Genomic DNA, 25,090 nt, shown 5'->3' with positions numbered 1-25,090 from the left:
GAAGGTCACATCGGCGTGCATCGGGAAAGCTCAGCATGACTCGTCGCGTTGCGCAGGAGCGGTAGTCATATGAAACGCGGACAGGCGAGAGTGAACATGGCAACGACTCATTTCATCACGCGCATGTTCGCGCTGTTCTGTGCCGCGCTCCTCACGATGATGCCAACCCCTGCCGTGCGCGCCGAGGTTGCGCACGACGTTCCCGAGTTGCGGGTCGGAGTGCTGGAGTTCGGCTCGGTCGGGTGGGAAATCGATACCGTCCAGAGGCTCGGTTTCGCGAGCAAGCATGGCATCCGGTTGGCGGTGGTGCCGCTGGCGTCGGAGAACGCCTTGAAGGTGGCGTTGCTGGGCGGCAGCGTCGATCTTGTCGTCTCGGACTGGTTCTGGGTCGCGACGCTGCGATCACGCGGTCAGGACTACCAGTTTGTGCCGTTTTCCCGGACGGTCGGCGAGGTCGTTGCCAATCCGAAGGCGGGAATCCATTCGCTCGCCGACCTCAACGGCAAACGCTTCGGCGTGGCGGGCGGCCCGGTGGACAAGAGCTGGTTGATCGCGCGTGCCTACGCGCGCAAGACGTACGGCATCGATCTGCAGTCTGCAGTGAAACCACAGTTCGCCGCAGCGCCGCTGCTCAATCACCAGATGCTTGATGGCGAGCTTCCGGCCGCGATCAACTTCTGGCAGTACAGCGCCAGCCTCGTTGCACAAGGCATGCAGCCGGTGATTACGGTGGAGCAGATGCTCAAGGGGTTGGGCGTCAAGACCGACCCGCCGCTGCTGGGCTGGGTATTTTCGCAACGCTGGGCAGAAACTCACGGCGATGCCCTGCGGGCCTTTATCGCCGCGACCTACGATGCCAAGCAGGAGCTGGCGCGCTCGGATGCCGCCTGGCAGCCGCTGCGCAGCAAGGTCAAACCCGAAAACGATGCGGTCTTCGCCGCGATCCGGCAGGGTTACCGAGATGGCATCGTCAACCGCTTCGGCGCACCCGAAATCCAGGCCGCCGGACAACTGTTTCATCTGGTCGCCGAAGAAAGCCACGGCGAACTTACCGGTGGCACGAGCGAGCTGCCGGCGGATGTGTTCTGGAGCGGATTCCGTCGGCCATGAGTTCTGTCCGTCATCGCGCGGGTACTGGCGAACTGCCTCGAGCCGGCGGCAGGCCCGAGACGCAGGTGGTGGCGCTGACACGGTGGCGTGGGTCACTGCCGTCGGGGCGCGGGTGGCTGTGGCGCGTCGCGTCGCTGATCGGTCTGGCGTTGGTGTGGGAAATCGCGGCGCAACTGGCGGGCAGCAATATGCTGCCCGCGCCGGTCGCGGTGCTCGCCGCTGTCTATCGCGACACCCGCAGCGGTCAGCTTCCGCTGGAACTGGGTATCACCATGGCGCGCGTGCTCGCGGCGTTCGTCGTCGCCATGAGCATAGGCACCGTGATCGGTTTCATGATGGGCCGTTCGCGCAAGCTCAACCTGTTGCTGGACGGTCCGCTGGTGCTTGCGCTGAACATCCCGGCGCTGGTCATCACCATCCTGTGTTACTTGTGGCTCGGGCTCACGGAAGTGGCCGTGATCGTGGCCGTGGCCCTCAACAAGATTCCGGTCGTGGTGGTGACCGTGCGCGAAGGGTCGCGGGCCATCGACGCGCGGCTGCTGGCGGTGGCGCAGGTGTATCGCGTACCGCGCACGGTGACGTTGCGGCGGGTGATCCTGCCGCAGCTTTATCCGTACCTGATCGCCTCGGCCCGAAATGGTCTAGCGCTGATCTGGAAAATCGTGCTGGTGGCCGAGTTGCTTGGACGCAGCAATGGCGTGGGTTTTGAACTGTCGGTCTTTTTTCAATATTTCGACATCACCAGCATTCTGGCGTACACGCTGGCGTTTGCTGCGCTTGTCATGATCATCGAAGCCGGCGTGATGCGGCCTCTGGAAAAACGCGCGATGCGGTGGCGCAAATGAAAGGCTTGAACATTCATGTCATCGAAAAACGCTTCGACGATGTCGCGGTGCTGGCCGATGTCGACATCACCATCGCCGACGGCGAATTCGTCGCCATCGTCGGACCTTCCGGCGTGGGCAAGACGACGCTGCTGAGCATGGTCGCCGGCCTGGACGCCGACTACACCGGGGCGATTCGCTACGACGGCGCGCCGCTGGCCGCGCCCGGTCAGTCACCGTCGGGCCTGGGCATGGTGTTTCAGGAACCGCGGCTGATGCCGTGGCTCACGGTTGGCGAGAACGTGCGGCTGGCGGAAGCCGAGCGTCTGGCGCGCGATCGCAGCTATGTTTCGTGCGCGGATAGCTTGCTCGACGAAGTCGGGCTGCGGGCTTCCCGCGATGCGTGGCCACGCCACCTCTCCGGCGGCATGCAGCGCCGCACGGCGCTGGCGCGGGCGTTTGTGGTCGAACCTTGGCTGCTGTTGATGGATGAGCCGTTCGTATCGCTCGACCCAGCGGCTGCCGATCAGCTGCGCGAATTGCTGCGACGGCTGCGCGCGCGCGTGCGGCCGCTGGTGCTGTTCGTTACCCACAATTTGAATGAGGCACTCGTGCTCGCCGATCGCATACTGTTTCTGGGTGATACGCCGGCGCGCGTCGTACTGGACTATCGCGTCGAGCCGACGGATAGTCACGATCTGAACAGTCCCGAGGTTTCGGATCTCAGCCGTCGGCTGCTGGCACGCCATCAAGGGCTGCTCTCCGAAATGACCGGGTCTGACCCGGACGAAAGCCGGCATGGCAAGGAGGGTGTGTGAAGTCTGGTGCCTCGGTGTGGTGGTTGGCGCTGTGGGCCGCGCGCCCGCGGCGGGGCGTGACGCGATGAATACGCTCAGCGAGGTGTCCACGTCCTCGTCGGCACCATCCGGAGAGGCTGCACTCGCGCTGGCGGTGGAAGAGGTCAGCAAATCCTACGGCGCGGTCAAGGCGCTGGACCGCGTGTCACTGCACGTGGCACGGGGCGAGTTCGTGGCCCTGCTCGGCCCCAACGGCGCCGGCAAAAGTACGCTGTTCCAGCTGCTCACCGGATTGTTTGTGCCCGACGCCGGGCGCATCGAGGTGGCGGGCTTCGACATGCGCCTTCAGGCGCGCAAGGCGCTCGCGCGCCTGGGCGTGGTGTTCCAGCAGCCGACGCTGGATTTGGACTTGAGCGTGGTGGCCAACCTGCGCTTCCACGCACGGCTGCATGGCATGGGGCGCGGCGCGCGCGCGCGCATCGATGCCGAGCTGGAGCGCATCGGTTTGACGGAGCGGGCCAAGGATCGCGCGCGGGCGCTTTCCGGCGGCAATCGCCGACGGGTCGAACTGGCCCGCGCGCTGCTGCACGATCCCGTCGTGCTGCTGATGGACGAGCCGACGGTCGGACTCGATCCCGCCTCGCGCGAGCAGCTGGTGGCGTATGTCCACTCGCTGTGCACGCATCGCGGCGTCGGCGTGCTGTGGGCAACGCATCTGGTGGACGAGGCTGAATCCGCCGACCGGGTCATCATTCTGCACAAGGGTCACTGGATCGCTACGGGCACCGCGGCGGAACTGCGCGAGCGCACCGGCCAGCGCTCGCTGCGCGACGCCTTCCTCGACCTGACCGGCGAATCGTCGGTCGCGCACGAGGAGGCGGTGTGATGGCTACGAAATCCGAATGGCAGCAAGGCGTGCCGGCAAGCCGCTCTGGTTCGATCGTGAGCCACGCCCTGCAGGCGCTGCTGGCGCTGTCCTCGCGCGAAACGATCAAGTTCCTGCACCAGCGCGGGCGACTGCTTTCCGCGTTAGTGCGGCCGAGCCTGTGGCTGCTTATTTTTGCGGCCGGTTTCCGCGACGTTTTCGGCGTCTCGGTGATTCCGCCGTACTCGACCTATATCGAGTACCAGGTTTACGTGGTGCCGGGACTGCTGGGCATCGTGCTGTTGTTCAACGGCATGCAGTCGTCGCTGGCGATGGTCTACGACCGTGAGATGGGCTTGATGCGGCTGTTGCTGACAGCGCCGCTGCCGCGCTCAGTATTGCTGACGTGCAAGCTGCTCGCGGGCACCTTTTTGTCGATCCTGCAGGCATACGCGTTTTTCGCGATCTGCGCGCTGTTCCGGCTCGACCTGCCGTGGTGGCCCGGTCTGCTGCTGGCGCTGCCGGCGATGTTCCTGACCGGGCTGATGCTCGGCGCGCTGGGCTTGCTGGTATCGGTGTACATCAAGCAGATCGAGAACTTCGCCGGGGCGATGAACTTCGTAATTTTCCCGATGTTTTTTCTCTCGCCGGCGCTGTATCCACTTTGGAAGTTGCAGGAATCCGGGGCCACCGTGGTCTATCAGCTGGCGCGCTTCAATCCGTTTACCTACGGCATCGATCTGATCCGCTACGCCATGTACGGGCAGATGAACTGGTTGGCATGTGGTGTGGTTGCCGCGTCGCTCATCGTCTTTCTGGGGCTGGCGATCTGGGGCTACGATCCGCAACGCGGCGCGGTAAGGCACAAACGCCAGGGCAGCTGAGCTACTTCTGCAAAGCGGTCATCTGCCACGGCAGTGCGCACTTCCTTGGTGTCGGCTGTCCCGCACGCGGCACACTGATCTGTCACGAATCCGATACAGCACGCGGATTACGCCGCGACACGGTCGCCGCAAGTGGCTGAATCACGGTGTCCCGGCGTTTTCGCCATCTGGCATCTGATGTGCATGATACGTTCCTGACGGCCCACCTAAGCGGATGGTTAATGGTTTTGTTGATAGTTATAAGGAACGATGGATTATGAAGTCACGAGCTGCAGTTGCATGGGAAGCGGGCAAACCTCTGTCGATCGAGCAGGTCGACGTGGCGGGACCCAAAGCGGGCGAGGTGCTGGTGCGCATCGTCGCCACGGGCGTATGCCACACCGATGCCTTTACGTTGTCCGGTGCCGATCCTGAAGGCATGTTCCCGGTCATTCTCGGTCACGAGGGTGGCGGCATTGTCGAAGAGGTGGGACCGGGCGTGACGTCGCTGAAAGTCGGCGACCACGTCATTCCGCTGTACACGCCCGAATGCGGCGAGTGCGAATACTGCCTGTCGGGCAAGACCAACCTGTGCCAGAAGATCCGCATCACCCAGGGCAAGGGCCTGATGCCGGACGGCACCAGCCGTTTCTCGATGAACGGCAAGCCAATTTTGCACTACATGGGCACCAGCACTTTCAGCGAATACACCGTGCTGCCGGAGATCTCGCTGGCCAAGATCAATCCGGCCGCGCCGCTGGAGAAGGTGTGCCTGCTCGGCTGCGGTATCACCACCGGCATCGGTGCGGTGCTGAATACGGCGAAGGTGGAAGCGGGCGCCACGGTAGCGGTGTTCGGCATGGGCGGTATCGGCCTGTCGGTCGTGCAGGGCGCGGTGATGGCGAAAGCCTCGCGCATCGTCTGTATCGACATGAACCCGGAAAAGTTCGTCATGGCCAAACTGCTTGGCGCGACCGACTTCATCAACCCGAAGGATTACCCCGACACGCCGATCCAGCAGGTGATCGTGGATCTCACCAACGGCGGCGTGGACTATTCGTTCGAGTGCATCGGCAACGTGCACGTGATGCGCTCGGCGCTGGAGTGCTGCCACAAGGGCTGGGGCGAGTCGATCATCATCGGCGTAGCCGGCGCGGGGCAGGAAATCAGCACGCGTCCGTTCCAGCTGGTGACCGGCCGCGTGTGGCGCGGCAGTGCGTTCGGCGGGGTGAAAGGTCGCAGCCAGCTGCCGGGCTACGTCGATCGCTACATGAAGGGCGAGATCAAGATCGACGAGATGATCACCGAAGTGCTGCCGCTGGAGCGCATCAACGATGCCTTCGAGCTCATGCACGCCGGCAAGGTCATCCGCTCGGTGATCCATTACTGAGCGATGGGCGGATTCTTATGCTCGACGAACAGGTCGCTGATCAACGCGGCGCATCCGCATTCACGCGGCGGCGCCCTGATCGACCTGAGCGACATTCTGTGTGCCGGCGTGGTCCCGGTGGCGGATCGCAGGCTCTCCGCGGCGATGACGCCGTGGCCACTCTTTTTTCCAGTGCATTCAAGCGCACGACATCGTGCAGACGCGGGACGGCCCGCAGCGGTTTGCTTCGCATACATCGGCGGTCATCAGCCGCCAGCCACCCCTCGCGGCCAGCGTAGAGCGGCCGGTCACATCCAGCGATACCTCATTCAAGGAGAGACACCATGGCAACTCACATCCATCCCGCGGTCGACAATGGCGTCAAGCCGGGCAAGGACAATTTCGCCGGCGGCACGCTGACCTGTCATTGCAGTGACAAGCCGGTCAAGGTCAAGGTCGGCGCACAGACCGCGCACAACCACGTCTGCGGCTGCAGCAAATGCTGGAAGCCCGAAGGCGCAACGTTCGCGCAGATCGCCGTCGTATCGCGTGACAAGGTCAGCGTGGAAGAGAACGGCGACAAGCTCGCCGTGGTGGATGGCAAAGCAGCCATCCAGCGGCACGCTTGCAAGGTCTGCGGCACGCACATGATCGGCCGCATCGAGGACACCGGGCACCCGTTCCACGGCCTGGACTTCGTGCACACGGAGCTGTCGTCCGAAGAGGGCTGGTCGGCGCCGACGTTTGCCGCGTTCGTCTCCTCGATCATCGAGCAGGGCTACGACCCGAGCAAGATGGACGCGGTGCGCGGCCGCCTCAACGAGCTGGGCCTGACGCCGTACGACTGCCTGTCGCCGCCATTGATGGACGCCATTGCCGCGCATGTGGCGAAAACCAAGGGCACGGCCTACGCCGGCTGAAGGTCCGCCTTGGAAGGCAACGCCAAGCCAGCGCTGCGGGTCGTCCTTGCCGACGACCACGCGGTGGTGCGTGCGGGCTACCGGCGGTTGCTGGAGCTGGAGCCGGGGCTGCGGGTCGTCGCCGAATTCGCCGATGGCGAAAGCGCCTACCTGTGGCTGTCGGAGCATCCGGCCGATGTGCTGATCCTCGATCTGTCGATGCCGGGCCAGGGCGGCCTGGCAACCCTGCAGCGTCTGCATCAGCGCGTGCCGCGGCTGCGCGTGCTGATCTTTACCATGCACGACAGCCCGGTGCTGGCGGCGCAGCTGCTCAAGGCCGGTGCGAGCGGCTATCTCACCAAGAGCAGCCCACCGGAATCGCTGATCGACGCCGTGCATCAGGTGGCGGCCGGTGAGCAGGTGCTCTCGGTGGATATTGCGCAGGCCATGCGAAAAGGCGAAAGCGACCTGCCGCATCAGCAACTGTCGCCGCGTGAGTTTGACGTTTTTCTGCTGTTGGTGCAGGGCATAGCGGTAGAGCAGATCGCCAGCCAGCGCTGCCTCAGCGTCAAGACAGCGGCCAATTATCAAACCATCGTCCGGCATAAGCTGGGCTTGAACAGCGCACTGGAAATGTATCGTTACGCGCAGACCTGCGGGCTGCTTGCCCAGGTTCCCTGAGAGAACCGCGCACGCCATCGCGAGACTTCAGGAAGGATAGTCCGGCTCACCATGGGCGAGTCGATCGTTCGTTAGCGACGTCGCCGATACAGGCTGTAGCGGCAATCGTGCCCGGATGGTCAGCCCCGGTCGCGAGCTGTGCGGGTGAGTGGCAAACATGTCGATCTCACCGTGCAGCGCCCACACGCGTTCGCGCATGCCGACCAGACCGTTGCCGCGATAGGCCGCCTGCCCGGGATCGGTCAAGCCGTTGCCGTCGTCGCACACGGACCACTCCAGTCGACCGTCGTCGTGCAGCGCGAGCCGAATGCCGACGCGCGTGGCCTGCGCATGGCGCGCGATATTCGTCAGTGCCTCCTGCGTCAGCCGGTAGACGGTCAGCGCGACATCGCCGCCGACGGCATGCTCATCGATCGCCATAGCCAGTTCGAAACGTGTGCCCTGATCGGGCATGTCGCGCCAGCTGTCGACCAGCTCGTGCAGCAGACGATGCAAGGGCAGCGGTTCGTCTTCGTCCTCATACGGCTGACGTGCGCGCAACCGCTGCAGCAGATCGCGCAAAGCGTGCTGCACGTGTTCGCAGTGCTCGGCGAGTGCGTTGGCGACATCGGCCAGCGGCGGCTGACCGAGGCTGCGGCGCACCAGCCATGCGGTGTCCGCACGCATCGCCGTGAGCCGCTGGCCCAATTCGTCGTGCAGCTCGCGCGCCAGTCGGCTGCGTTCGTCCTCGCGCAGGCTGCGCAGCTGCAGGTCGAGCCGACGGCGTGCCTCCTGCGAGGACGCCAGCGACTGCGCCATGTGGTTGAGCGCTTGCCCGATCGTGTGCAACTCCAGCAGGCGCAGCGGCGGCAGCCGATAGTCGTAGCGATCGCGCTGGTACTGACCGATCGCGTAGATAATCTTGCGCATCGGTCGCAGCGCCAAGCGCAGCGCCACATAGACCGCCAGCAGCGTCAGCGCGCCGTAGCCGAGCAGAATGCCAAGCAGGCCGGCGATATCGGTCAGCGACTCGCTGCGCTCGCTGCCCGGGTCAAGCAATAGTGTCACGTGAAATCTCCGGCCATCCGCGCGCTGCAGGTTCCATTGCGGCGTGGTGGGCTTGACGCCGCCGTAGGCGGGCGGCAGCAGCCACGCGTAGCCGCGCTGCAGCGGTGTGGATGTTTCCGGCAGTCGCGGTAACAGATCGTTGCCGTGGTCATCCTGCAGCTGCAGCTGCAGATGCCGCAGCCGGCCTTGCGCGCTGATCTGGCGCAGCGCGCTGAGGTGCGCCGGCATATCGCCGGCCGGCCCGCTTTCCAGGCCATCGAGCTCGTCGAACAGGCGCGCTGTTTCGGTGGCGCCGCGCTCTTCGCGCGCGATGTTCAGCCGTGCCTGCCACAGCGCCAGCAGCAGCGCGCATGCCATCATGGCGAGCGAAACAGCGGCGATGCGCAACATCAGGAATCGCGATAGACGCATGCGGTGGCCGCTCGCTGTCGGGGACTCAGCGCATGGTAGCGGTTCGGCATTCGGGAGTTCTTCCCGTAGTCAAAAAGGCCTGCGCTGCTTTAGCTTTGCGCAACGCATTCGCTCGCGCGTCATTGCACGACGCGCGAGCGAATGCGTTGACCGTCAAACCGATCAGGCTGGGGTATCCGATACGATGGGTCATGTCACCGATCATCACGCAGTAATGAACGGATGTTCTCGCCTGCGCATGCTGCCGCGCGCGCTGCTGTTTCTGGCATTGACTGGCGCAGGGTTTGCGCAGGCGCAGGAGGCGCCTGGCAGCAACGCAGCGACGCCCACGGCATCCACCTCGCAACCGCCGACGAATCAAAACACGCCGGCCGAAGCCAAGCAGCTGGCGACCGTCGTGGTGCAGGCCACGGCCTTGCCGGGCGGCAAGGTGCTGGACGCCGACAAGGTGCCGGGTAACGTGCAAAGCCTGTCGGCCGCCGACGTCACGCGCAACGGCTCGGCCAGCATGACCCAGGCATTGAACTCGCAGCTCGGCAGCATCAGCGTCAACGACAACCTCAATGATCCGTATCAGCCGGACATCCTCTACCGTGGCTTTGAGGCATCGCCGGTGCTGGGCACGCCGCAAGGTTTGGCGGTGTATCAGAACGGCGTACGCATCAACGAGGCGTTCGGCGATACGGTGAACTGGGATCTGTTCCCCGACATGGCGATCAACCGCGTGCAGCTAGTCAGTTCGAATCCCGTGTATGGATTGAACGCGCTGGGCGGCGCGATCTCGGTCGAGATGAAAAACGGCTTCAACTATACCGGCGGCGAACTCGAGCTTTCGGGTGGCTCGTTCGGGCAGCGCTCCGCGGGCGCACAGTACGGCGCCAACAACGGCACGTTCGGCATCTACGCGGCGGCCAAGACGCTGAATTCGGATGGCTGGCGTGATTTCTCTTCTGACGCGCTGCGCCAGTTCTATACCGACCTCAGCATGCGTGCCGACGGACTCTCGCTCGACCTCAGCTACACCCATGCGGAAAACCATCTGGACGGCCAGGGCTCGGCGCCGGCGCAGGAGTTGGCCGTGAGTCGACGGCTGGTGTTCACAGGCCCTCAGGCCAACGACAACGAACTGAACTTCGTCACCTTGAACGGCACCTACCAGGCGACCGACCACTGGTCGGTGCAGGGGGTGCTGTACTACCGCCAGTTCACCCAGCGCGTCTCCAACGGCAACACCACCGATTACACCGCCTGCACCGATGCGGCCTTAGCCGGTTCGCTGTGCCAGTCCGACGGCGTGACGCCGGTGAACAACGCGGCGGGGCAGAATCTGCCGGATATTTCGCAAGGCGGCACCGTGCCGATCGGCGAAAACGATTTCGAGACCATCGACTCCTACAGCCACGGCGCGACGCTGCAAATCAGCAACGATCAGTCGATCTTCGGGCACGATAACCAGTTCACCGCCGGCGCCACGTTCGATTATGCGCACACCCATTTTTATTCCGGCGCGCAGATCGGCGTGATCGATGACCAGCTCACCGTGCTGCCATCCAACCTTTATGTCGATACGCCGGAGAGCTCGCCATTTGGCGCCGTGCCGGTGATTCTCGCCGCCAACAATCGTGACATCGGCGGCTACCTTACCGACACCTTCAACGTGACGCCCGATTTCGCCCTCACCGCGAGCGGCCGCTACGACGTAGCGCACATCGATCTGCAGGATCAGCGCGGTACCAGCCTTAATGGCAACAATCGCTTCAGCCATTTCAACCCGGCCGTCGGTGGCACCTACAAACTATCGCCGACGCTCACCGCGTATGCCGGCATCGCCACCAGTACCCGTACGCCGACGGCCAGCGAAATCGAATGCTCCGATCCACTGAAGCCGTGCCTGCTGCCGTCGAACCTTGCGGGCGACCCGCCGAACCTGCGGCAGGTGGTAGCGCATACCGCCGAGTTCGGTTTGCGTGGAAATATCCCGGATGCGTTTTCCGCCGGCGGCGTAGCGACGTGGAACCTCGGCGCGTTTCGCACCAATTCGTTCGACGACATTTACGGCATTTCCACCTCGGTCAGCAGCGGCTTCTACCAGAACATCGGTTCGACGCGGCGCGAAGGTATCGAAGCCGGCTTCAACTACACCACCGACAAGTGGTCGACCTACTTCAGCTACAGCTATGTCGACGCCACGTTCCAGTCCGCTCTGCAGCTGCCGTCGCCGTCCAACCCCTTTCAGGATGCGGACGGCAATATCGAGGTGCGTCCTGGCGACCGCCTGCCAGGCATTGCGAAGAATCGGGTAAAAGCTGGCGTGGACTATGCCGTCACGCCGCAGTGGAAGCTTGGCGCTTCCATCATCATCGCCAGCAACGAGTATTACTTCGGCGATGAGTCGAACCAGAACAAGCCGCTTCCTGGCTATCACGTGGTGAACCTGCATGCGAGCTATCAGCTGGCCAGAAACGTGGAGCTGTTCGGGTCCATCGATAACGTGTTCAACGCCAAATATGCGACGTACGGGATTTATAGCGACCCTACGGGCGTGAATGCGCCTGGCGTACCTGTCGACGGGGTGAGCAACGGCCCCGGTGTCGATAACCGCTTCTACAGCCCGGCGGCACCCACCACCTTTTACGGCGGCGTGCGCGTGACCTTCTGATCAGCCAGGCAGGGCGATATCGTGTTTGCGCATCTTGCGGTACAGCGTATTGCGACTGACGCCCAACGCACTGGCGGCGCGGCTGATATTCCAGTGCAGCCGTTCGAGTTCGCGCAGCAGCGCATCGCGTTCGGCCGACTGCAGCGGCGCCGCGGCATCCTTGCTCGGCTGGCTGGCGGCGGTCGACGCGTCGCCCTCGGTGATCTCGTGCGGCAGGTTGCCGATGCGAACCACGCCGTCGCTGCACAGCGCCGCCGCCGTGCGCAGCGTGTTGCGCAGCTGGCGGATGTTGCCGGGCCATGGATAGTCCAGCAGCTTTTGCATCGCATCGTCGTGGATGCTCGGGATCGGCTCGTTGTTGTCGTCATCGGCCAGCAGCGCCGTGATCAGCTCGCGCTTGTCGGTGCGCTCGCGCAGCGTCGGCAGCTGCAGGGTGATGCCGTTGAGGCGGTAGTAAAGATCCTCGCGGAACTCGCCGGCCTGCACCATCTGCAGCAGGTCGTGGTGGGTGGCGCTGATGATGTGCAGATCCACCGGTACTGCCTGCTCACCGCCCAACGGCACGACCTCGTGTTCTTCCAGCACCCGCAGCAACCGCGTCTGCATGTGCAGCGGCATGTCGCCGATTTCATCGAGAAACAGCGTGCCTCCGCTGGACTGGCGAATCTTGCCCAGATGTCCCTCGCGCGCGGCGTCGGTGAACGCGCCGCGGGTATAACCAAACAGCTCGCTCTCGATCAGCGCCTCGGGAATCGCGGCGCAGTTCACCGCCACGAACGGCTTGTCAGCCCATGCACTGGCCAGGTGCAGCGATTTGGCAAACGCCTCCTTGCCTGTTCCGGTCGCACCCTGCAGCAGCAGCGGTACCTTGCGTGCAAACAGATGGTGGCCGCAGTGAATGTTGTGCTGCATGCGCGCGTCGGCCACCACGTGCTGGCGCGTGGTCGAGTGAACGCCGCTGGTTTCCTTCTTCGGCCCGCGTGAGATGGAGGCGGACTGCGTCGTGGGCGTGCGCACGCGGGCAAAAAACCGGCGCCCGTAGGCGACGTCGCGCACCGGCCAGAGCAACGAAGCATCCGTGGCCGCACGGCGCTGCACGGTTTCGAAATCGAACGGAAAAATCGACGTCAGCGGTTTGCCGACGAGCTGCGCGCGCGACATGCCCAGCTGCGCCATCGCGCTGTCGTTCACGGCGCACACGATGCCGTCGCTGCCCACGGCCAGCAGCGCTTCGTGCAGCAGGCCGACAAACTCCGGCCGGCTGTGAAAGCGCAAGACCCAGGTCGCGGCGCATTCGCGCATGAAACGGCAGCGCGAAATCAGGTTGGCCGACATGTTGACCAGCGCCATCGTGTGGCGCTGGATCAGTCGCGTATCACCGGCGTTGACGGTCGAGGCATCGAGTACGCCGAGCACCTTGCCCTGAGCGTCCACCACCGGCGCACCCGAGCACGACAGGCCGATATTGAAGCGGCGAAAATGCTCATCGCGATACACGGTGACCGGTACGCCTTCGGCCAGGCAGGTGCCCAGACCGTTGGTGCCTTCGTACTGTTCGCTCCACATCGCGCCGATGCGCAGGCCGGCGTCGCGGAACTCGCGCGTCAGGGTCGGGTCGGTGATCGCACCGAGGATCACGCTGTCGGTATCACTGAGTATCACCGCGTAGCCGGAGCCTGCGATCATCTCGTACAGGCTTTCCATCTCGGCTTTGGCCACGTTGAGCAGTTCGCCGAACTGCTGCTGGCGCTCTCGTACGGCCTGCGCGTTGAGCACCGGCGTGGCGCGAACCGCATCGGGAGCGGTGCCGAAATCCTCGACGCAGCGTTGCCAGGATTTACTCACGTGCGGCGCAACGTTGATGCGGCCCAATCGCTCCAGCAGTAGCCCGTCGACGTGCGATGCCGCGTGGGTAATCTGCATTTGGCTGCTCATGCGTGGCTCTCTCGACGATGGACAGCCGTGTCTCAGCGGCACGCGGCCAGCCCCATGGTGGTGTCGTTTGGATCGATGCACCGAAGAATGGTCCCGGCGGCGCCGGTAAGCAAACTGCAGCGCAACATTTGGTACGCAGTGTCACCACGGCTTGTGCCAGAACAGCGACACTGGGCAAGCGCCTTTTCGCGCCGGATGGCCTGGCGCCTGGCGTTGAGCGAGCGGGCAAGGTTGGCTCGGGTTTTGCGTGACTCCAGGCGATCTGCCTCAGCGAACAAGCGCCGTTCGCCGATGGGCTATATCGATCAAGCGACGGGGCGCCGCGCCTGATACTTCGCCCGGCGATTAAGCAAAGGAGGGGCTATGACGCAGGTAAGGGTCGTGCAGCACCTGGCCAACCCGGCAGACCTGGTGTGGGCGATGGTCGGCGACTTCGGCGGCCTGCACCGCTGGCATCCGCAGGTTCGTAGCGTCGATTTATCGTGGGAGGGACGTATCCGCACCGTCCACTACGCCGACGGTAGCCGCGCGGTCGAGCGGCTGGAGGCACGCAGCGACGCTATGCGCCGATACGTCTACGTGGTAGTCGATGGCAAAGTACCGGTCAACAACTGCCGCGCCACCCTGCACGTCAAAGACAGTAAAGGCGGCAGTACGGTCATGTGGTCATGCGAATTCGAACCGCTCGGCGACGGCGAAGCCAGCGCCAGCGAATCACTGCAGGCGCATTATCACGAAGGGTTGAAGGCGTTGGCGTCGGCGTTGGATGGGCCGTAACGCAGAGCGCTGACGTTTCGAATTTGCTGAGTTCGCTCTGTGCGTTATGCCGCTTTGGATATACGAGCGGGACGAAGGTCAGAGATATCTTTTTGCGTGGGCTGCTCGGGCAGCCTCAAGCGTGACGTTGGGGATTGCTGCGCTCTCCCCAACCTACGTCGATGTGATTGATTAGCGCAGCTTGGGAAAAGTAGCTTCGCTTGCGGGCAAATTTAGTTTTGGCGCTGGAGCGGTCTTTGTGCGCAACCGGTGAGGCCTTCGACGGTGACGAAAAGTACCGCAACCACAGACCCGCGGCGCTATTGCCCAGTCACCGCTGCGCCGAGGCCTTTCCGGGATCGCTAAGCTCGCTCGCCGACCAGCTCCCGCCGACGTCGCCGATCAGCGAGACGGTGTCGAGCAGCCGCTGCTGCTGCACGTTGAGCGCGCTTTGCTGGGTACTGAGGCTGGTGGCCTGGGCGGTGGATACGGTGGTGTAGTCGACGGTGCCGGCCTGGTATTCGTTGAAGGCGATCTCGGCGCCGCGGCGGGCGTCGCGTACGGCGGCGTCCAGCGCGTCGCCCTGCTGAGCGAGGATGCGCAGGCCGGAAAGGTCGTCTTCCACGTTCTGGAACGCGGTCAGCACGGTACCGCGGTAGTTGGCGACCGAGGCCTCGTAGGCGGCCTTGGCGGCGACCACATCGGCGTGGCGCAAGCCCCCGTCGAAGACGGTTTCGCTGACGTCGGCACCGAGCGACCAGATGTGGTTGGCAGCGTGCAGCAGGCCGGCCAGCGGCGACTGCGAAAAGCCGTCGGCGCCCGTTAGCGACAGGCTGGGGTAGTACGCGGCAACGGCAACGCCGATGGCCGCATTCTCCGACGCCATCTGGCGCTCAGCCACGGCGATGTCCGGGCGGCGCTGCAGCAGCGTCGACGGCACGCCGGCGGGTACGGTCGGCAGCGCGGGCAGGCTGGTGCTGTGCGGGATATCGAGATCTTCGGGATTCTTGCCGACCAGCACGGCGATGGCGTGCGCGTACTGCGCGCGGGTCACGCCGAGCGCGAGCAGGCTGGACTGCGCGTTCTCCAGCTGGGTGCGCGCGCTGATCACATCCGACGGCTGTATGGTGCCTGCCGCATCCTGGTTACCGATCACGCGCAGCGATTCTTTGTACGTGTCGACAGTTTTTTGCAGCAGGTCGATATTCGCGTCGGCGATGCGTAGCTCGATCACCGCGGTCGCCAGAGCGGTCTGCTCGGTCAGGGTGGCGTTGGCCAGGGTCGCCTCACTGGCCTGCGCGGTCGCCTTGTTTTGCTCGATGGTGCGACGGACCTTGCCCCACAGGTCGGGCGCCCAGCTGACGTTGCCTTCGAGCGAGCCGGAGTTGATCACGCTGCCGCGCGTGCTACCGGCCGCGTTCGTCGCGGTGCCGGTGCTCAGGCTGCCGCTGCCGCTGCGTTCGCGCGTGCCCGAGCCGGTTACGCCAACAGTGGGAAATAGCCCGCTGCGCGCCTGCTGCACTTCGGCCAGCGCTTCCTGGTAGTTGGCGTAATCCTGGCGCACGGTCTGGTTGGACACGGACACCATCGGTTCGAGCTGGTTGAGCAGCGGATCGTTGAACCCGGTCCACCAGTCGGCCTTCGGCGCGGCGGCGGAGGGTTGCGCCACCGTCCATCCGGGCAGCTCCTTGTATTGGGTCGGCACGGCGACCTTCGGCCGCTGGTAGTCGGGGCCGACCATGCAGCCGCCGAGGAGCAGGGCGAGCGAAGCGGCTAGAGCCGTCAGTGGGATCTTTGTGTTCATGCGCGTACGTCCGATCGTTTGTTCCACGGCAGCGTGTCCGACCATTTGGCCAACCTGACGCGCAGGCGGTCGAGGTAGAGGTAGATCACCGGCGTGGTGTACAGCGTGAAGACCTGGCTCAGAATCAGGCCGCCCATCACCGTGATGCCGAGCGGCTGGCGCAGCGAAGCACCCTGGCCGATGCCGATGGCCAGCGGCACGGCACCGAGCACGGCCGCGGCGGTGGTCATCATGATCGGGCGCAGGCGCACGACGGCGGCATCGTGGATCGCCCGCTGCGGCTCATAGCCTTCGTCGCGCTGCAGGTGGATCGCTACGTCGATCATCATGATCGCGTTTTTCTTGACGATGCCGATTAGCAGGATGATGCCGATCATCGCAATCACCGAAAACGGCGTGCCGAAAATCAGCAGCGCCAGCGTGGCGCCGATGCCGGCCGAGGGCAGGGTGGAGAGAATGGTGATCGGATGCACGGTGTTTTCGTAGAGCACGCCGAGCACGATATACACCGCGCCCAGCGCCGCAAGAATCAGCAGCGGCATGGTCGACATCGACTGCGCGTACACCTGCGCGGCGCCGGCGAAACTGCCGTGGATCGACGCCGGCAGGCCGAGCTGCTGCGATACCTGGTTGATCGCCTCGGTGGCCTTGCTCAGCGAACCGCCCGGCGGCAGGTTGAACGAAATCGTGGCAGCGACCAGGCCGCCCTGATGACTCACCTGAGTTGCCGTGTGGTTGCTCACGTAGGTTGCCAGCGCGGGAAACGGCACCAGCGTCTCGGCGGCCGTGCTGTCGGCGCTGCCGCTGGAACTGCCGCCCTTGGCGTTGGAAATCGCGTTGGTCAACTGGTTGGCCTGCGCGTTTGCGTTGAGCGCATTGGTCGACGACGACGTTTCCGTGGTGCTTTCGGCCGACTCGGCGGTGACGCCCTTCACCAGCGCGCTCGACATCTGTGTCTGCGCCGTGCCGCTGGCATTGCCAGCCGCGGTGCTGAAGCGCATGCGGTCGAGCATCTGCGGGTATTGCCAGTATTTCGGCGCCACTTCCATCACCACGTAATACTGGTTCAGCTGGTTGTAGACGGTAGACACCGTGCGCTGGCCGAAGGCGTCGTACAACACGGTGTCCAGCTGGTTCGGCGCGAAGCTGTAGCGTGCGGCAGTGGCGCGATCCATGTTGACGTAGATCTGCAGGCCGTTCTGCTGCAGGTCCGAGTTGACGTCGGACATCTGGCTGCGCTGCTTGCCCAGCGCATCGACCAGCTTCGGTACCCAGGTGAACAGCGCGGTGGGGTCGTCGCTGGTCAGCGTGTACTGGTATTCCGCGGCGGACGAGCGGCCGCCGATATGCAAATCCTGTGCAGCCTGCAGAAACAGCTTGGCGCCGGACACGCCGTTGAGCTTGGGCCGCAGACGATCGACCACTTCCGTCGCCGATATCTTGCGCTCGGCCAGCGGCTTCAGTTCGATAAAGACGTTGGCCGTGTTGAGCGCGCGTCCGCCGGTGAATCCGGCGACCGATTCGACTGCGGGATCCTTCTTCACGATCGCCTGCAGCTGGGCCAGCTTCTTTTCCATCGCCTGAAACGAGATGCTCTGGTCGGCGATGATCTGGCCCATCAGGATGCCGTTGTCCTGCTCCGGAAAAAACGTCGACGGCAGCAGCTTGATCAGAAACACGTTGAGCACGATCAGCCCAACCAGGGTCAGTCCGACCAGCAGCGCGTGATCGAGCACCGTGGTCAGCGAGCGCGAATAAGCGTTCTGAAACCGCTCGAACTGCCGCTCGTACCACAGCGCCCAGCGCGCCTTGGAGTGCAGCGTCTTTCGATTCAGCACGAACGCCGCCATGGTTGGCGTGATGGTGAGCGAGATCACCAGCGAAATCATGATTGCGATGGATAGCGTCACCGCAAACTCATGGAACAGCAGGCCGACGATGCCGGGCATCAGCAGGATCGGCAGAAACACTGCGATCAGCGACAGGCTCATCGAAATCACCGTGAAGCTGACTTCAGCGCTGCCTACCAGCGCGGCCTCCTGCACATCCATGCCGGCTTCGACGTGGCGCACGATGTTTTCCAGCACCACTACCGCGTCATCCACCACGAAGCCGGTGCCAATCGTGAGCGCCATCAGCGACAGGTTGTCGATGCTGTAGCCGAGCAGATACATCGGCCCGAACGTGCCGACGATCGACAGCGGCAGCGCTACCGCAGGTACCAGGATCGCGCGCGGCGACTGTAGAAAGATAAACACCACGCCGATGACCAGCAGCACGGCGATGAACAGCGTGCGCTCGGTGTCGCCGACCGCTGCGTTTACCGACTGCGAGCGATCCACCGCAATGCCCACATGCACATCGTGCGGCAGCGTGGCCTCGATCGAGGGCAGCACCTTGCGGATCTGCGCGACGGTCTTGACGATATTGCCGCCGGGCAGCGGAAACACGATGACCAGCACCGCGTCCTTGCCGTTGTAGAGCCCGGCGTTGCGAATGTTTTCCGCGGAATCCTGCACGTCGGCAACGTCGCTCAACTTCACCGCGGCGTTATTGCGATAGGCGATGATGAGGTCGCGATACGGCGCCGCCTTGTTGATCTGGTCGTTCGACAGCACCTCGAAACGCTGATCGCCCTGATCGATATGGCCCTTGGCGCTGTTCGCATTGGCCGCGCTGATGGCTGCGCGCACGTCTTCCAGGCCGATGCCGTAGCTGTTGAGCTTGTCGGGCTCCAGTTCCACGCGCACCGACGGCAGCGCGCTGCCGCCCAGGGTGATCTGGCCCACGCCGTCGACCTGCGACAGCTGCTGCTGGATGACCGAGTTGGCGGAGTCGTACAGCTGCGCTCGAGTCAGGGTTTCCGACGTCAGCGCCAGCACCATGATCGGCGAGTCGGACGGGTTGTATTCGCGATAGGTCGGGTTGTTGCGCAGGGTGGATGGCAGATCGGCGCGCGAGGCCTGCAGCGCCGCCTGCACGTCGCGCGCGGCGCCGTTGATGTCGCGGCCGAGGCCGAACTGGATGGTGATCTGCGCCGAGCCGACCGAGCTGGTGGAGGTCAGTTCGGTGACGTCGGCGATCGTGCCCAGGCGGCGCTCCAGCGGCGCGGCGACGGTGGAGGCCATGATGTCGGGGCTGGCGCCGGCCATGCTCGCCTGCACCACGATCACCGGAAAGGTGATGTTCGGCAGCGGCGCCACCGGCAGCTGGAAATACGCCAGCAGACCGGACAGCAGGATGGCAACGCCGAGCAGGGTCGTCGCCACCGGCCGCTTGATGAAGACGCCTGGGATACTCATCGGCGCGCGCTCACGGGCGGTGCTCGATCGCCTGATCCGACGCCGGTCCGGAGGAAGGCGCCGTCGGCTTGCGGCGGAAACGCAGCGACAGGCGGTCGAACAGCAGGTAGATCACCGGCGTGGTGAACAGCGTCAGCACCTGGCTCAGGGTCAGGCCGCCGATGATCGCCAGGCCCAGCGGCCGGCGCAGCTCGGAACCGGTGCCGGTGCCCAGCAGCATCGGCAGCGCGCCCAACATAGCTGCCAGGGTGGTCATCAGAATCGGGCGGAAACGCAGCAGCGAGGCTTCGAAAATCGCCTCTTCCGGTGACTTGCCGTGCTCGCGTTCGGCTTCGAGCGCGAAGTCCACGATCATGATCGCGTTCTTCTTCACAATACCGATCAGCAGCACGATGCCGATGATGCCGATCACGTCCAGATCCTCGCCTGCGATCATCAGCGCCAGCAGCGCGCCGATGCCAGCCGACGGCAGGGTCGAGAGAATCGTCACCGGATGGATGAAGCTTTCATACAGCACGCCGAGCACGATATAGACCGCGATCAGCGCGGCGATCAGCAGATACACCTCGCTCGACAGCGAATCCTGGAACGCCTGCGCGGCACCCTGAAACGACGAGGTGATCGACGACGGCAGATGCACGGCCTGCTCGGCCTGATTCACCGCATCCACTGCCTTGCTCAGCGAGGCATCCTTGGCCAGATTGAACGAAATCGTCACCGCCGGGAACTGCGCCAGATGGCTGATCGCCAGCGGCGCCTTGGTGATCTGGATCGCGGCGATGCCCTTCAGCTGCACCTGGCCGCTGCTGCCGGTCTGGCTCGGCAGGTAGATATTGCCCAGCGATTCGATCGTCGGCAGGCTCTCTGGCTTGGCGACCAGGATGACGCGGTACTGGCTGGACTGGTCGAAGATGGTCGAAACGATGCGCTGGCCGAGCGCGTCGTACAGCGCGTTGTCGATCGTGGCCGGCGTGATGCCGTAACGCGCGGCCAGCTGGCGATTGACCTCGACGTTGACGCTGAGGCCATCGTTGTTCAAATCGCTGGTCACGTCGGTGATCGACGGAATCTGTTTCATGCGCGCGACCAGATCGGGCACGTACTGCATGAAAGCCTGCTGGCTCGGTCCGCGCAGCACGAACTGGTACTGGTTGGGCGAGATGGTGGTGTCGAGCGTGAGATCCTGCTCGGGCTGCAGAAACAGCTTGATCCCCGAAACATTCGCCGCTTCGGTCTGGATGCGCCGGGCGATTTCGGCGGCGGTCGAGGAGCGATCCCCGCGATCCTTCAGATTGATCAGAAAGCGGCCGTTGTTGAGCGTGGTGTTGGTGCCGTCGATGCCGACATACGAGGTGAGGCCGGCGACGTCGGCATCTTTCAGAATCGCCTCGGCCAGCGCCGACTGCCGCCGCACCATCGCCGTGTACGACACCGAATTGTCGGCCACGCTGATGCCTTGGATCACGCCCACGTCCTGCGTGGGAAACAGACCCTTGGGGATCACGATATAGAGAATAACGGTCAGCGCCAGCGTGCAGAGAAACACAATCAGCGTGAGCGTCTGCCGCGCCATCACAAAGCGCAGACCGCGCTCGTAGCCGGCCAGCGTCTTGTCGAACAATCCCTCGCTGATCCGCTCGAAGCGGCTCGGGTGACGATCGGACTGCGCGCGCAGCAGGCGCGCACAGAGCATCGGCACCAGGGTCAGCGAGACGATGCCTGACAGCACGATGGTCACGGCCAGGGTCACCGCGAATTCGCTGAATAGACGTCCAATTACGCCGCCCATAAACAGCAGCGGGATCAGCACCGCAATCAGCGAAATGGTCAGCGACAGGATGGTGAAGCCGATCTGTCCCGCGCCTTCCAGCGCCGCTTCGAGCGGAGTGCGGCCTTCCTCCAGATAGCGCACGATGTTCTCGATCATCACGATCGAGTCGTCGACGACGAAGCCGGTGGCGATGATCAGCGCCATCAGCGACAGGTTGTCGATCGAATAACCCAGCTGATACATCACCGCCAGCGTGCCGATCAGCGAGACGGGCACCGAAATGCTGGGGATGATCGTGGCCGGCACGTTGCGCAGGAACACGAAGATCACCAGCACCACCAGCGCGATGGCCAGAATCAGCTCGAATGCCGCATCGGAAACGGATGAGCGAATCACGCCGGTGCTGTCCGAGACGATCTCGACTTTCATGCCCGCGGGCAGGGTGGACTCCAGCTGCGGCAGCTGCTGCTTGATCTGATTGACCGTGGCGATGACGTTGGCGCCCGGCTGGCGCTGCACGTTGAGCACGATGGCCTGGGTCTTGTTGTACCAGGCGCCCTGTTCGGTGTTCTGCGCCGACTGGGTCACCCGCGCCACGTCGCGTAGGTACACCGGCGCGCCGTTCTGATACGCCACGACCGTGGCGAGGTAGTCCTTCGGGTCCTCGATCTGATCGTTGCCGTTGATCGTGTAGTCCAGATTCGGACCGTCGAAGTTGCCCTTGGGCTGGCTTACGTTGACGTTGGCGATCAGTGAGCGCAGGTCGTCGATATTGAGCCCGTAGGCGGCCAACTTCTGTGGGTCCGCTTCCACGCGAACGGCCGGCACGTTACCACCGGCCGGCGTCACCAGGCCGACGCCCGACACTTCGGAAATCTTCGAGCCGAGGCGGTTGTTGGCGACGTCCTGCAGCTGCGGCAGCGACATCGAGTCGGAGGTGACGGCGAGCGTGAGGATCGGCTGGTCGGCCGGGTTGACTTTGGCGTAGGTCGGCGGCGCGGGCAGGCCGGTAGGCAGCAGGCTGTTGGAGGCGTTGATCGCCTCCTGCACGTTTTGCTCGGCGATATCGAGATTGAGTGAAAGGTCGAACTGCAGAGTGATCACGGACGCGCCGGCCGAGCTGCTCGAGGTCATCTGCTGCAGGCCGGGAATCTCGCCCAGCTGCACTTCCAGCGGCGCAGTCACCGTGGTCGCCATGACCGTCGGGCTGGCGCCGGGGTAGAAGGTCTGTACCTGGATCGTCGGGTAGTCGACGTCCGGCAGCGAGGACACCGGCAGAAATTTCACCGCCACCAGGCCGACCATCACCACGGCGATCATCAGCAGCGACGTCGCCACCGGCCTGAGGATAAACAGGCGGGAAATATTCATCGGATCGCCTGCCTGCCGGTTACGAGGCGCTGTCGGCGGAGGCGGTAGCGTGTTTCCGCCCGCCGTGGGGCGGCTGCGCGCTGCTTCCAGCGGCGGCTGGCGCATCGGTGCTGCCGGCGGCGGCCGGGTTGGCCGACTTCTTCGCCGAGGCCACCTTGATCTTGGCACCGTCGCTGAGCCGATCCATGCCGTCGGTCACCACCTGCTGACCGGCGGAGAGGCCGGAGAGAATCACGGTGTTTTTGCCGTCGCTCGGCCCCTGGGTGATCTTGTGTACCGAGACGGTGTTGTCGCTGCCGACCAGATAGACGTAATCGCCCGGTGCGCCGCTCTGCACCGCCGGCGTGGGCACCAGCACCGCGTTCTGCAGCGTATCCACCAGCAGCTTCACGTTGACGAACTCGTTCGGGAACAGCGCTTCGTCGTCATTGGCGAAGGTGGCGCGCAGATTTACCGTACCGGTGCCCGTCGCCATCTGATTGCCCAGCGCGTACAGCGAGCCGGTGGCGATCTGCTTGGTGTTGTCGCTGTCGTAAGCAGTGACTGGCAGCGAGGCGTTGGCGTCTTTGAAACGCGCCAGCACTTTGCTCAGCGAGTTCTGCGGCACGGTGAACTGGACCGTGGTCGGCTTCATCGTGGTGATGGTGACAATGCCCGGCGAGGTCGACTGCGTGACGTAGTTGCCAGGGTCGACCAGGCGCAGGCCCACGCGGCCGGCAACCGGCGCGGTGATATGGCAATAGGCGAGGTCCAGATCGTACTGCGCGATGCTGGCGCGATCGGCCTGCACGGCGGCCTCGTCCTGCTGCACGGTGAATTTCTGATCGTTGTAGGTCTGCTCGGCAATCGACTTCTGCTCGTGCAGCTGGATGTAGCGGGCGAGGTCGGAGCGGGCCTGCGCCAGCGTCGCCTGATCTTTCGCCAGCGTCGCCTGCGCCTGCTGCTTGCTGATTTCATACTGGCGCGGATCGATCTGCGCCAGGAACTGGCCCTTGGTCACGTCCTGGCCTTCCTGATAGCCGACGGCCGTGAGGTAACCGCTGAGCTGCGGCAGCACGTTGACGGTAGCGATCGGCGTCACCGTGCCCAGTTCGCTGAGAGTTTCCGGCATGCTGCCGAGCGTTGCCGTCGCCACGCTGACGACCTGGGCCGGCGTGCCGACGCGCGCCTTTTTGCCGTTGAGCAAGTGGAAAATCACCACGACGACGAGGACGACGACCACCAATATGGCGATCCACAATCCGCGTCGTTTGCGAGGGGGATGGCCGGCTGCTGCGGGGGGCGGGGCGGTCATACGCGTGCTGCCTGGTATGGGTGTGTCATAGCTAAAGCGCTTTCACTCATCAAAACAGCGTCATCCTGGACGGCGCGGAGCCGTCATCCGTGTTCTATCGACAGAGTAGCGTCACAGGAAGAGTTTGAACGGCTTAATGCCGATTCGGTTGACACATCAACGACATGCCATGCCCGACGGCCATGCTCGCAACCGGGACGCACGTGGGTGAATTGCCGCACTAGCGCTATCTACACATCTAGAGGTTCATGCTGCAGGTGCAGCAAGGCCAGGCTCGGGCATCGTGGATTCGCACTTGCTTCATGCCTGCGATATGGACTTGCCAGAGCATTTGTTGTACCATCTAGTACATTAAAGGCCGAGAACTTGTGCGGCCTTTGGCACTCATAGATGGCGAGTGCTAAATTGACACCTAGTTTTGGAGGTTCGACCCATGTCTCAATCTTTGGTGACCGCCAGCCTGCCACTGCCGAGCGTCGTTGGCAGCCTGGATGCGTACATTTCGGCCGTTCACCGCATTCCGGTGCTGACGGTGGAAGAGGAACAGTCGCTGTCGCGCGATTATCTCGAAGAGGCCAACCTGGCTTCGGCGAAAAAGCTGGTCATGTCGCACCTGCGCTTTGTGGTGCATGTGGCGCGCGGCTACAGCGGCTACGGCCTGCAGCTGGCCGATCTGATCCAGGAAGGCAATATCGGCCTGATGAAGGCGGTCAAGCGCTTCGATCCGGATCAGGGCGTGCGCCTGGTGAGTTTTGCCGTGCACTGGATTCGCGCCGAAATGCACGAGTTCATCCTGAAGAACTGGCGCATCGTGAAGGTGGCCACGACCAAGGCGCAGCGCAAGCTGTTCTTCAACCTGCGCAAGAGCAAGAAGCGCCTGGGCTGGATGAATGCCGCCGAGGTGAGCACCGTAGCGAAAGATCTAGGTGTGCCCGAGGCGACCGTGCGCGAGATGGAGTCGCGTCTGTCCGGTCGTGATATCGGCTTTGAAGCGCCGACCGACGCCGACGACGACGCCAAGCCGGCACCGGCCGCGTTCCTGATCGACGAAGGCGCCGATCCGTACGAGAACGTGTCCGACGCCGACCACGCCGACAACCAGATGCAGAATCTGACCGACGCGCTGGCGCATCTGGACGAACGTTCCCGCCACATCGTGCAGCGCCGCTGGCTCGACGACGACAAGGCCACGCTGCAGGATCTGGCCGACGAGTACGGCGTGTCCGCCGAGCGTATTCGCCAGGTCGAGGCCAACGCGATGAAGAAGATGCGTACACTGTTTGCCGCCTGAGCATCGATGCATTGCCGAGCGCGAACGGCCTCCTTCGGGAG

General features: G+C 64.0%; 17 protein-coding genes. 11 read left to right on the top strand and 6 right to left on the bottom strand.

What is annotated here, in order from left to right; genetic code table 11:
* Positions 1-96: 96 nt before the first annotated feature.
* The 8 genes from HDE76_RS15005 (at position 97) to HDE76_RS14970 (ending at position 7,408) form a co-directional block, all read left to right on the top strand.
* Positions 97-1,110 carry an ABC transporter substrate-binding protein gene (locus HDE76_RS15005; protein WP_221262433.1) on the top strand — a complete coding sequence of 338 codons (1,014 nt, stop codon included), beginning with the start codon at positions 97-99 and terminating at the stop codon, positions 1,108-1,110.
* Complete coding sequence (locus HDE76_RS15000; RefSeq protein ID WP_184508762.1) at positions 1,107-1,955, top strand: ABC transporter permease; 849 nt, start codon at positions 1,107-1,109, stop codon at positions 1,953-1,955. The genes HDE76_RS15005 and HDE76_RS15000 overlap by 4 nt, the downstream gene beginning before the upstream one ends.
* Complete coding sequence (locus HDE76_RS14995; RefSeq protein WP_184508760.1) at positions 1,952-2,752, top strand: ABC transporter ATP-binding protein; 801 nt, start codon at positions 1,952-1,954, stop codon at positions 2,750-2,752. Before HDE76_RS15000 ends, HDE76_RS14995 begins: the two co-directional genes overlap by 4 nt.
* 64 nt (positions 2,753-2,816) lie before the next feature.
* On the top strand, positions 2,817-3,617 hold the full coding sequence (locus tag HDE76_RS14990; RefSeq protein WP_184508758.1) for an ABC transporter ATP-binding protein: 801 nt from the start codon (positions 2,817-2,819) through the stop codon (positions 3,615-3,617).
* The gene (locus tag HDE76_RS14985; protein WP_184508756.1) at positions 3,617-4,480 is read left to right on the top strand and encodes an ABC transporter permease; all 864 of its coding nucleotides are present in this window, start codon (positions 3,617-3,619) and stop codon (positions 4,478-4,480) included. The genes HDE76_RS14990 and HDE76_RS14985 overlap by 1 nt, the downstream gene beginning before the upstream one ends.
* 256 nt (positions 4,481-4,736) lie before the next feature.
* The gene (locus tag HDE76_RS14980) at positions 4,737-5,849 is read left to right on the top strand and encodes an S-(hydroxymethyl)glutathione dehydrogenase/class III alcohol dehydrogenase (RefSeq protein WP_179478130.1); all 1,113 of its coding nucleotides are present in this window, start codon (positions 4,737-4,739) and stop codon (positions 5,847-5,849) included.
* A gap of 323 nt (positions 5,850-6,172) precedes the next feature.
* A complete protein-coding gene (gene gfa / locus HDE76_RS14975; protein ID WP_179478128.1) occupies positions 6,173-6,748 on the top strand; it encodes an S-(hydroxymethyl)glutathione synthase in 576 nt (191 codons plus the stop codon).
* 9 nt (positions 6,749-6,757) lie between these two features.
* Entirely contained in the window at positions 6,758-7,408 is a 651-nt protein-coding gene (locus tag HDE76_RS14970; RefSeq protein WP_221262432.1) for a response regulator transcription factor, read from the top strand.
* Between the two features lie 27 nt (positions 7,409-7,435).
* Here HDE76_RS14970 and HDE76_RS14965 read toward each other — a convergent pair whose 3' ends face one another.
* The gene (locus HDE76_RS14965) at positions 7,436-8,866 is read right to left on the bottom strand and encodes a histidine kinase (RefSeq protein ID WP_184508754.1); all 1,431 of its coding nucleotides are present in this window, start codon (positions 8,864-8,866) and stop codon (positions 7,436-7,438) included.
* 214 nt (positions 8,867-9,080) lie between these two features.
* Here HDE76_RS14965 and HDE76_RS14960 point away from each other — a divergent pair, with 214 nt between their 5' ends.
* Positions 9,081-11,525: a TonB-dependent receptor gene (locus HDE76_RS14960; protein ID WP_184508752.1), complete on the top strand. Its 2,445-nt coding sequence runs from the start codon at positions 9,081-9,083 to the stop codon at positions 11,523-11,525.
* On the opposite strand, the gene HDE76_RS14955 is transcribed toward HDE76_RS14960, so the two are convergent.
* Positions 11,526-13,460, bottom strand: a complete 1,935-nt coding sequence (locus tag HDE76_RS14955; RefSeq protein WP_179478122.1) for a sigma-54-dependent Fis family transcriptional regulator — start codon at positions 13,458-13,460, stop codon at positions 11,526-11,528. It abuts the gene before it with no gap.
* 363 nt (positions 13,461-13,823) lie between these two features.
* Here HDE76_RS14955 and HDE76_RS14950 point away from each other — a divergent pair, with 363 nt between their 5' ends.
* Positions 13,824-14,237, top strand: coding sequence for an SRPBCC family protein (locus HDE76_RS14950; protein ID WP_184508749.1), 414 nt, complete (start codon positions 13,824-13,826; stop codon positions 14,235-14,237).
* Positions 14,238-14,547: 310 nt separating this feature from the next.
* Here HDE76_RS14950 and HDE76_RS14945 read toward each other — a convergent pair whose 3' ends face one another.
* From HDE76_RS14945 to HDE76_RS14930, 4 genes are read right to left on the bottom strand one after another with little or no spacing between them, the layout of a single operon-like run.
* Positions 14,548-16,020, bottom strand: a complete 1,473-nt coding sequence (locus HDE76_RS14945) for an efflux transporter outer membrane subunit (RefSeq protein ID WP_255481618.1) — start codon at positions 16,018-16,020, stop codon at positions 14,548-14,550.
* The gene (locus tag HDE76_RS14940; protein ID WP_184508745.1) at positions 16,017-19,322 is read right to left on the bottom strand and encodes an efflux RND transporter permease subunit; all 3,306 of its coding nucleotides are present in this window, start codon (positions 19,320-19,322) and stop codon (positions 16,017-16,019) included. The genes HDE76_RS14945 and HDE76_RS14940 overlap by 4 nt, the downstream gene beginning before the upstream one ends.
* A 10-nt stretch (positions 19,323-19,332) precedes the next feature.
* Entirely contained in the window at positions 19,333-22,464 is a 3,132-nt protein-coding gene (locus HDE76_RS14935; RefSeq protein ID WP_184508743.1) for an efflux RND transporter permease subunit, read from the bottom strand.
* A 19-nt stretch (positions 22,465-22,483) separates the two neighbouring features.
* On the bottom strand, positions 22,484-23,686 hold the full coding sequence (locus HDE76_RS14930) for an efflux RND transporter periplasmic adaptor subunit (RefSeq protein WP_343205719.1): 1,203 nt from the start codon (positions 23,684-23,686) through the stop codon (positions 22,484-22,486).
* Positions 23,687-24,191: 505 nt separating this feature from the next.
* On the opposite strand from HDE76_RS14930, the gene rpoH reads away from it, so the two are divergent.
* Positions 24,192-25,049 carry an RNA polymerase sigma factor RpoH gene (gene rpoH / locus HDE76_RS14925; protein WP_184508739.1) on the top strand — a complete coding sequence of 286 codons (858 nt, stop codon included), beginning with the start codon at positions 24,192-24,194 and terminating at the stop codon, positions 25,047-25,049.
* Positions 25,050-25,090: the final 41 nt, after the last annotated feature.

It is taken from the genome of Rhodanobacter sp. ANJX3 (genome assembly GCF_014200755.1).
Lineage (GTDB): Bacteria > Pseudomonadota > Gammaproteobacteria > Xanthomonadales > Rhodanobacteraceae > Rhodanobacter.
This window is presented reverse-complemented; position numbering and strand designations above follow the sequence as displayed.

What these genes read in the sequence shown, in the direction of transcription:
- HDE76_RS14940 (WP_184508745.1), bottom strand. Translation starts at nt 19,322, where the DNA reads ATGAGTATCCCAGGCGTCTTCATCAAGCGGCCGGTGGCGACGACCCTG.
- HDE76_RS14945 (WP_255481618.1), bottom strand. Translation starts at nt 16,020, where the DNA reads ATGAACACAAAGATCCCACTGACGGCTCTAGCCGCTTCGCTCGCCCTG.
- HDE76_RS14955 (WP_179478122.1), bottom strand. Translation starts at nt 13,460, where the DNA reads ATGAGCAGCCAAATGCAGATTACCCACGCGGCATCGCACGTCGACGGG.
- HDE76_RS15005 (WP_221262433.1), top strand. Translation starts at nt 97, where the DNA reads ATGGCAACGACTCATTTCATCACGCGCATGTTCGCGCTGTTCTGTGCC.
- HDE76_RS14990 (WP_184508758.1), top strand. Translation starts at nt 2,817, where the DNA reads ATGAATACGCTCAGCGAGGTGTCCACGTCCTCGTCGGCACCATCCGGA.
- HDE76_RS14960 (WP_184508752.1), top strand. Translation starts at nt 9,081, where the DNA reads ATGAACGGATGTTCTCGCCTGCGCATGCTGCCGCGCGCGCTGCTGTTT.
- HDE76_RS14980 (WP_179478130.1), top strand. Translation starts at nt 4,737, where the DNA reads ATGAAGTCACGAGCTGCAGTTGCATGGGAAGCGGGCAAACCTCTGTCG.
- HDE76_RS14965 (WP_184508754.1), bottom strand. Translation starts at nt 8,866, where the DNA reads ATGCGTCTATCGCGATTCCTGATGTTGCGCATCGCCGCTGTTTCGCTC.
- HDE76_RS14995 (WP_184508760.1), top strand. Translation starts at nt 1,952, where the DNA reads ATGAAAGGCTTGAACATTCATGTCATCGAAAAACGCTTCGACGATGTC.
- rpoH (WP_184508739.1), top strand. Translation starts at nt 24,192, where the DNA reads ATGTCTCAATCTTTGGTGACCGCCAGCCTGCCACTGCCGAGCGTCGTT.
- HDE76_RS15000 (WP_184508762.1), top strand. Translation starts at nt 1,107, where the DNA reads ATGAGTTCTGTCCGTCATCGCGCGGGTACTGGCGAACTGCCTCGAGCC.
- HDE76_RS14985 (WP_184508756.1), top strand. Translation starts at nt 3,617, where the DNA reads ATGGCTACGAAATCCGAATGGCAGCAAGGCGTGCCGGCAAGCCGCTCT.
- HDE76_RS14935 (WP_184508743.1), bottom strand. Translation starts at nt 22,464, where the DNA reads ATGAATATTTCCCGCCTGTTTATCCTCAGGCCGGTGGCGACGTCGCTG.
- HDE76_RS14950 (WP_184508749.1), top strand. Translation starts at nt 13,824, where the DNA reads ATGACGCAGGTAAGGGTCGTGCAGCACCTGGCCAACCCGGCAGACCTG.
- gfa (WP_179478128.1), top strand. Translation starts at nt 6,173, where the DNA reads ATGGCAACTCACATCCATCCCGCGGTCGACAATGGCGTCAAGCCGGGC.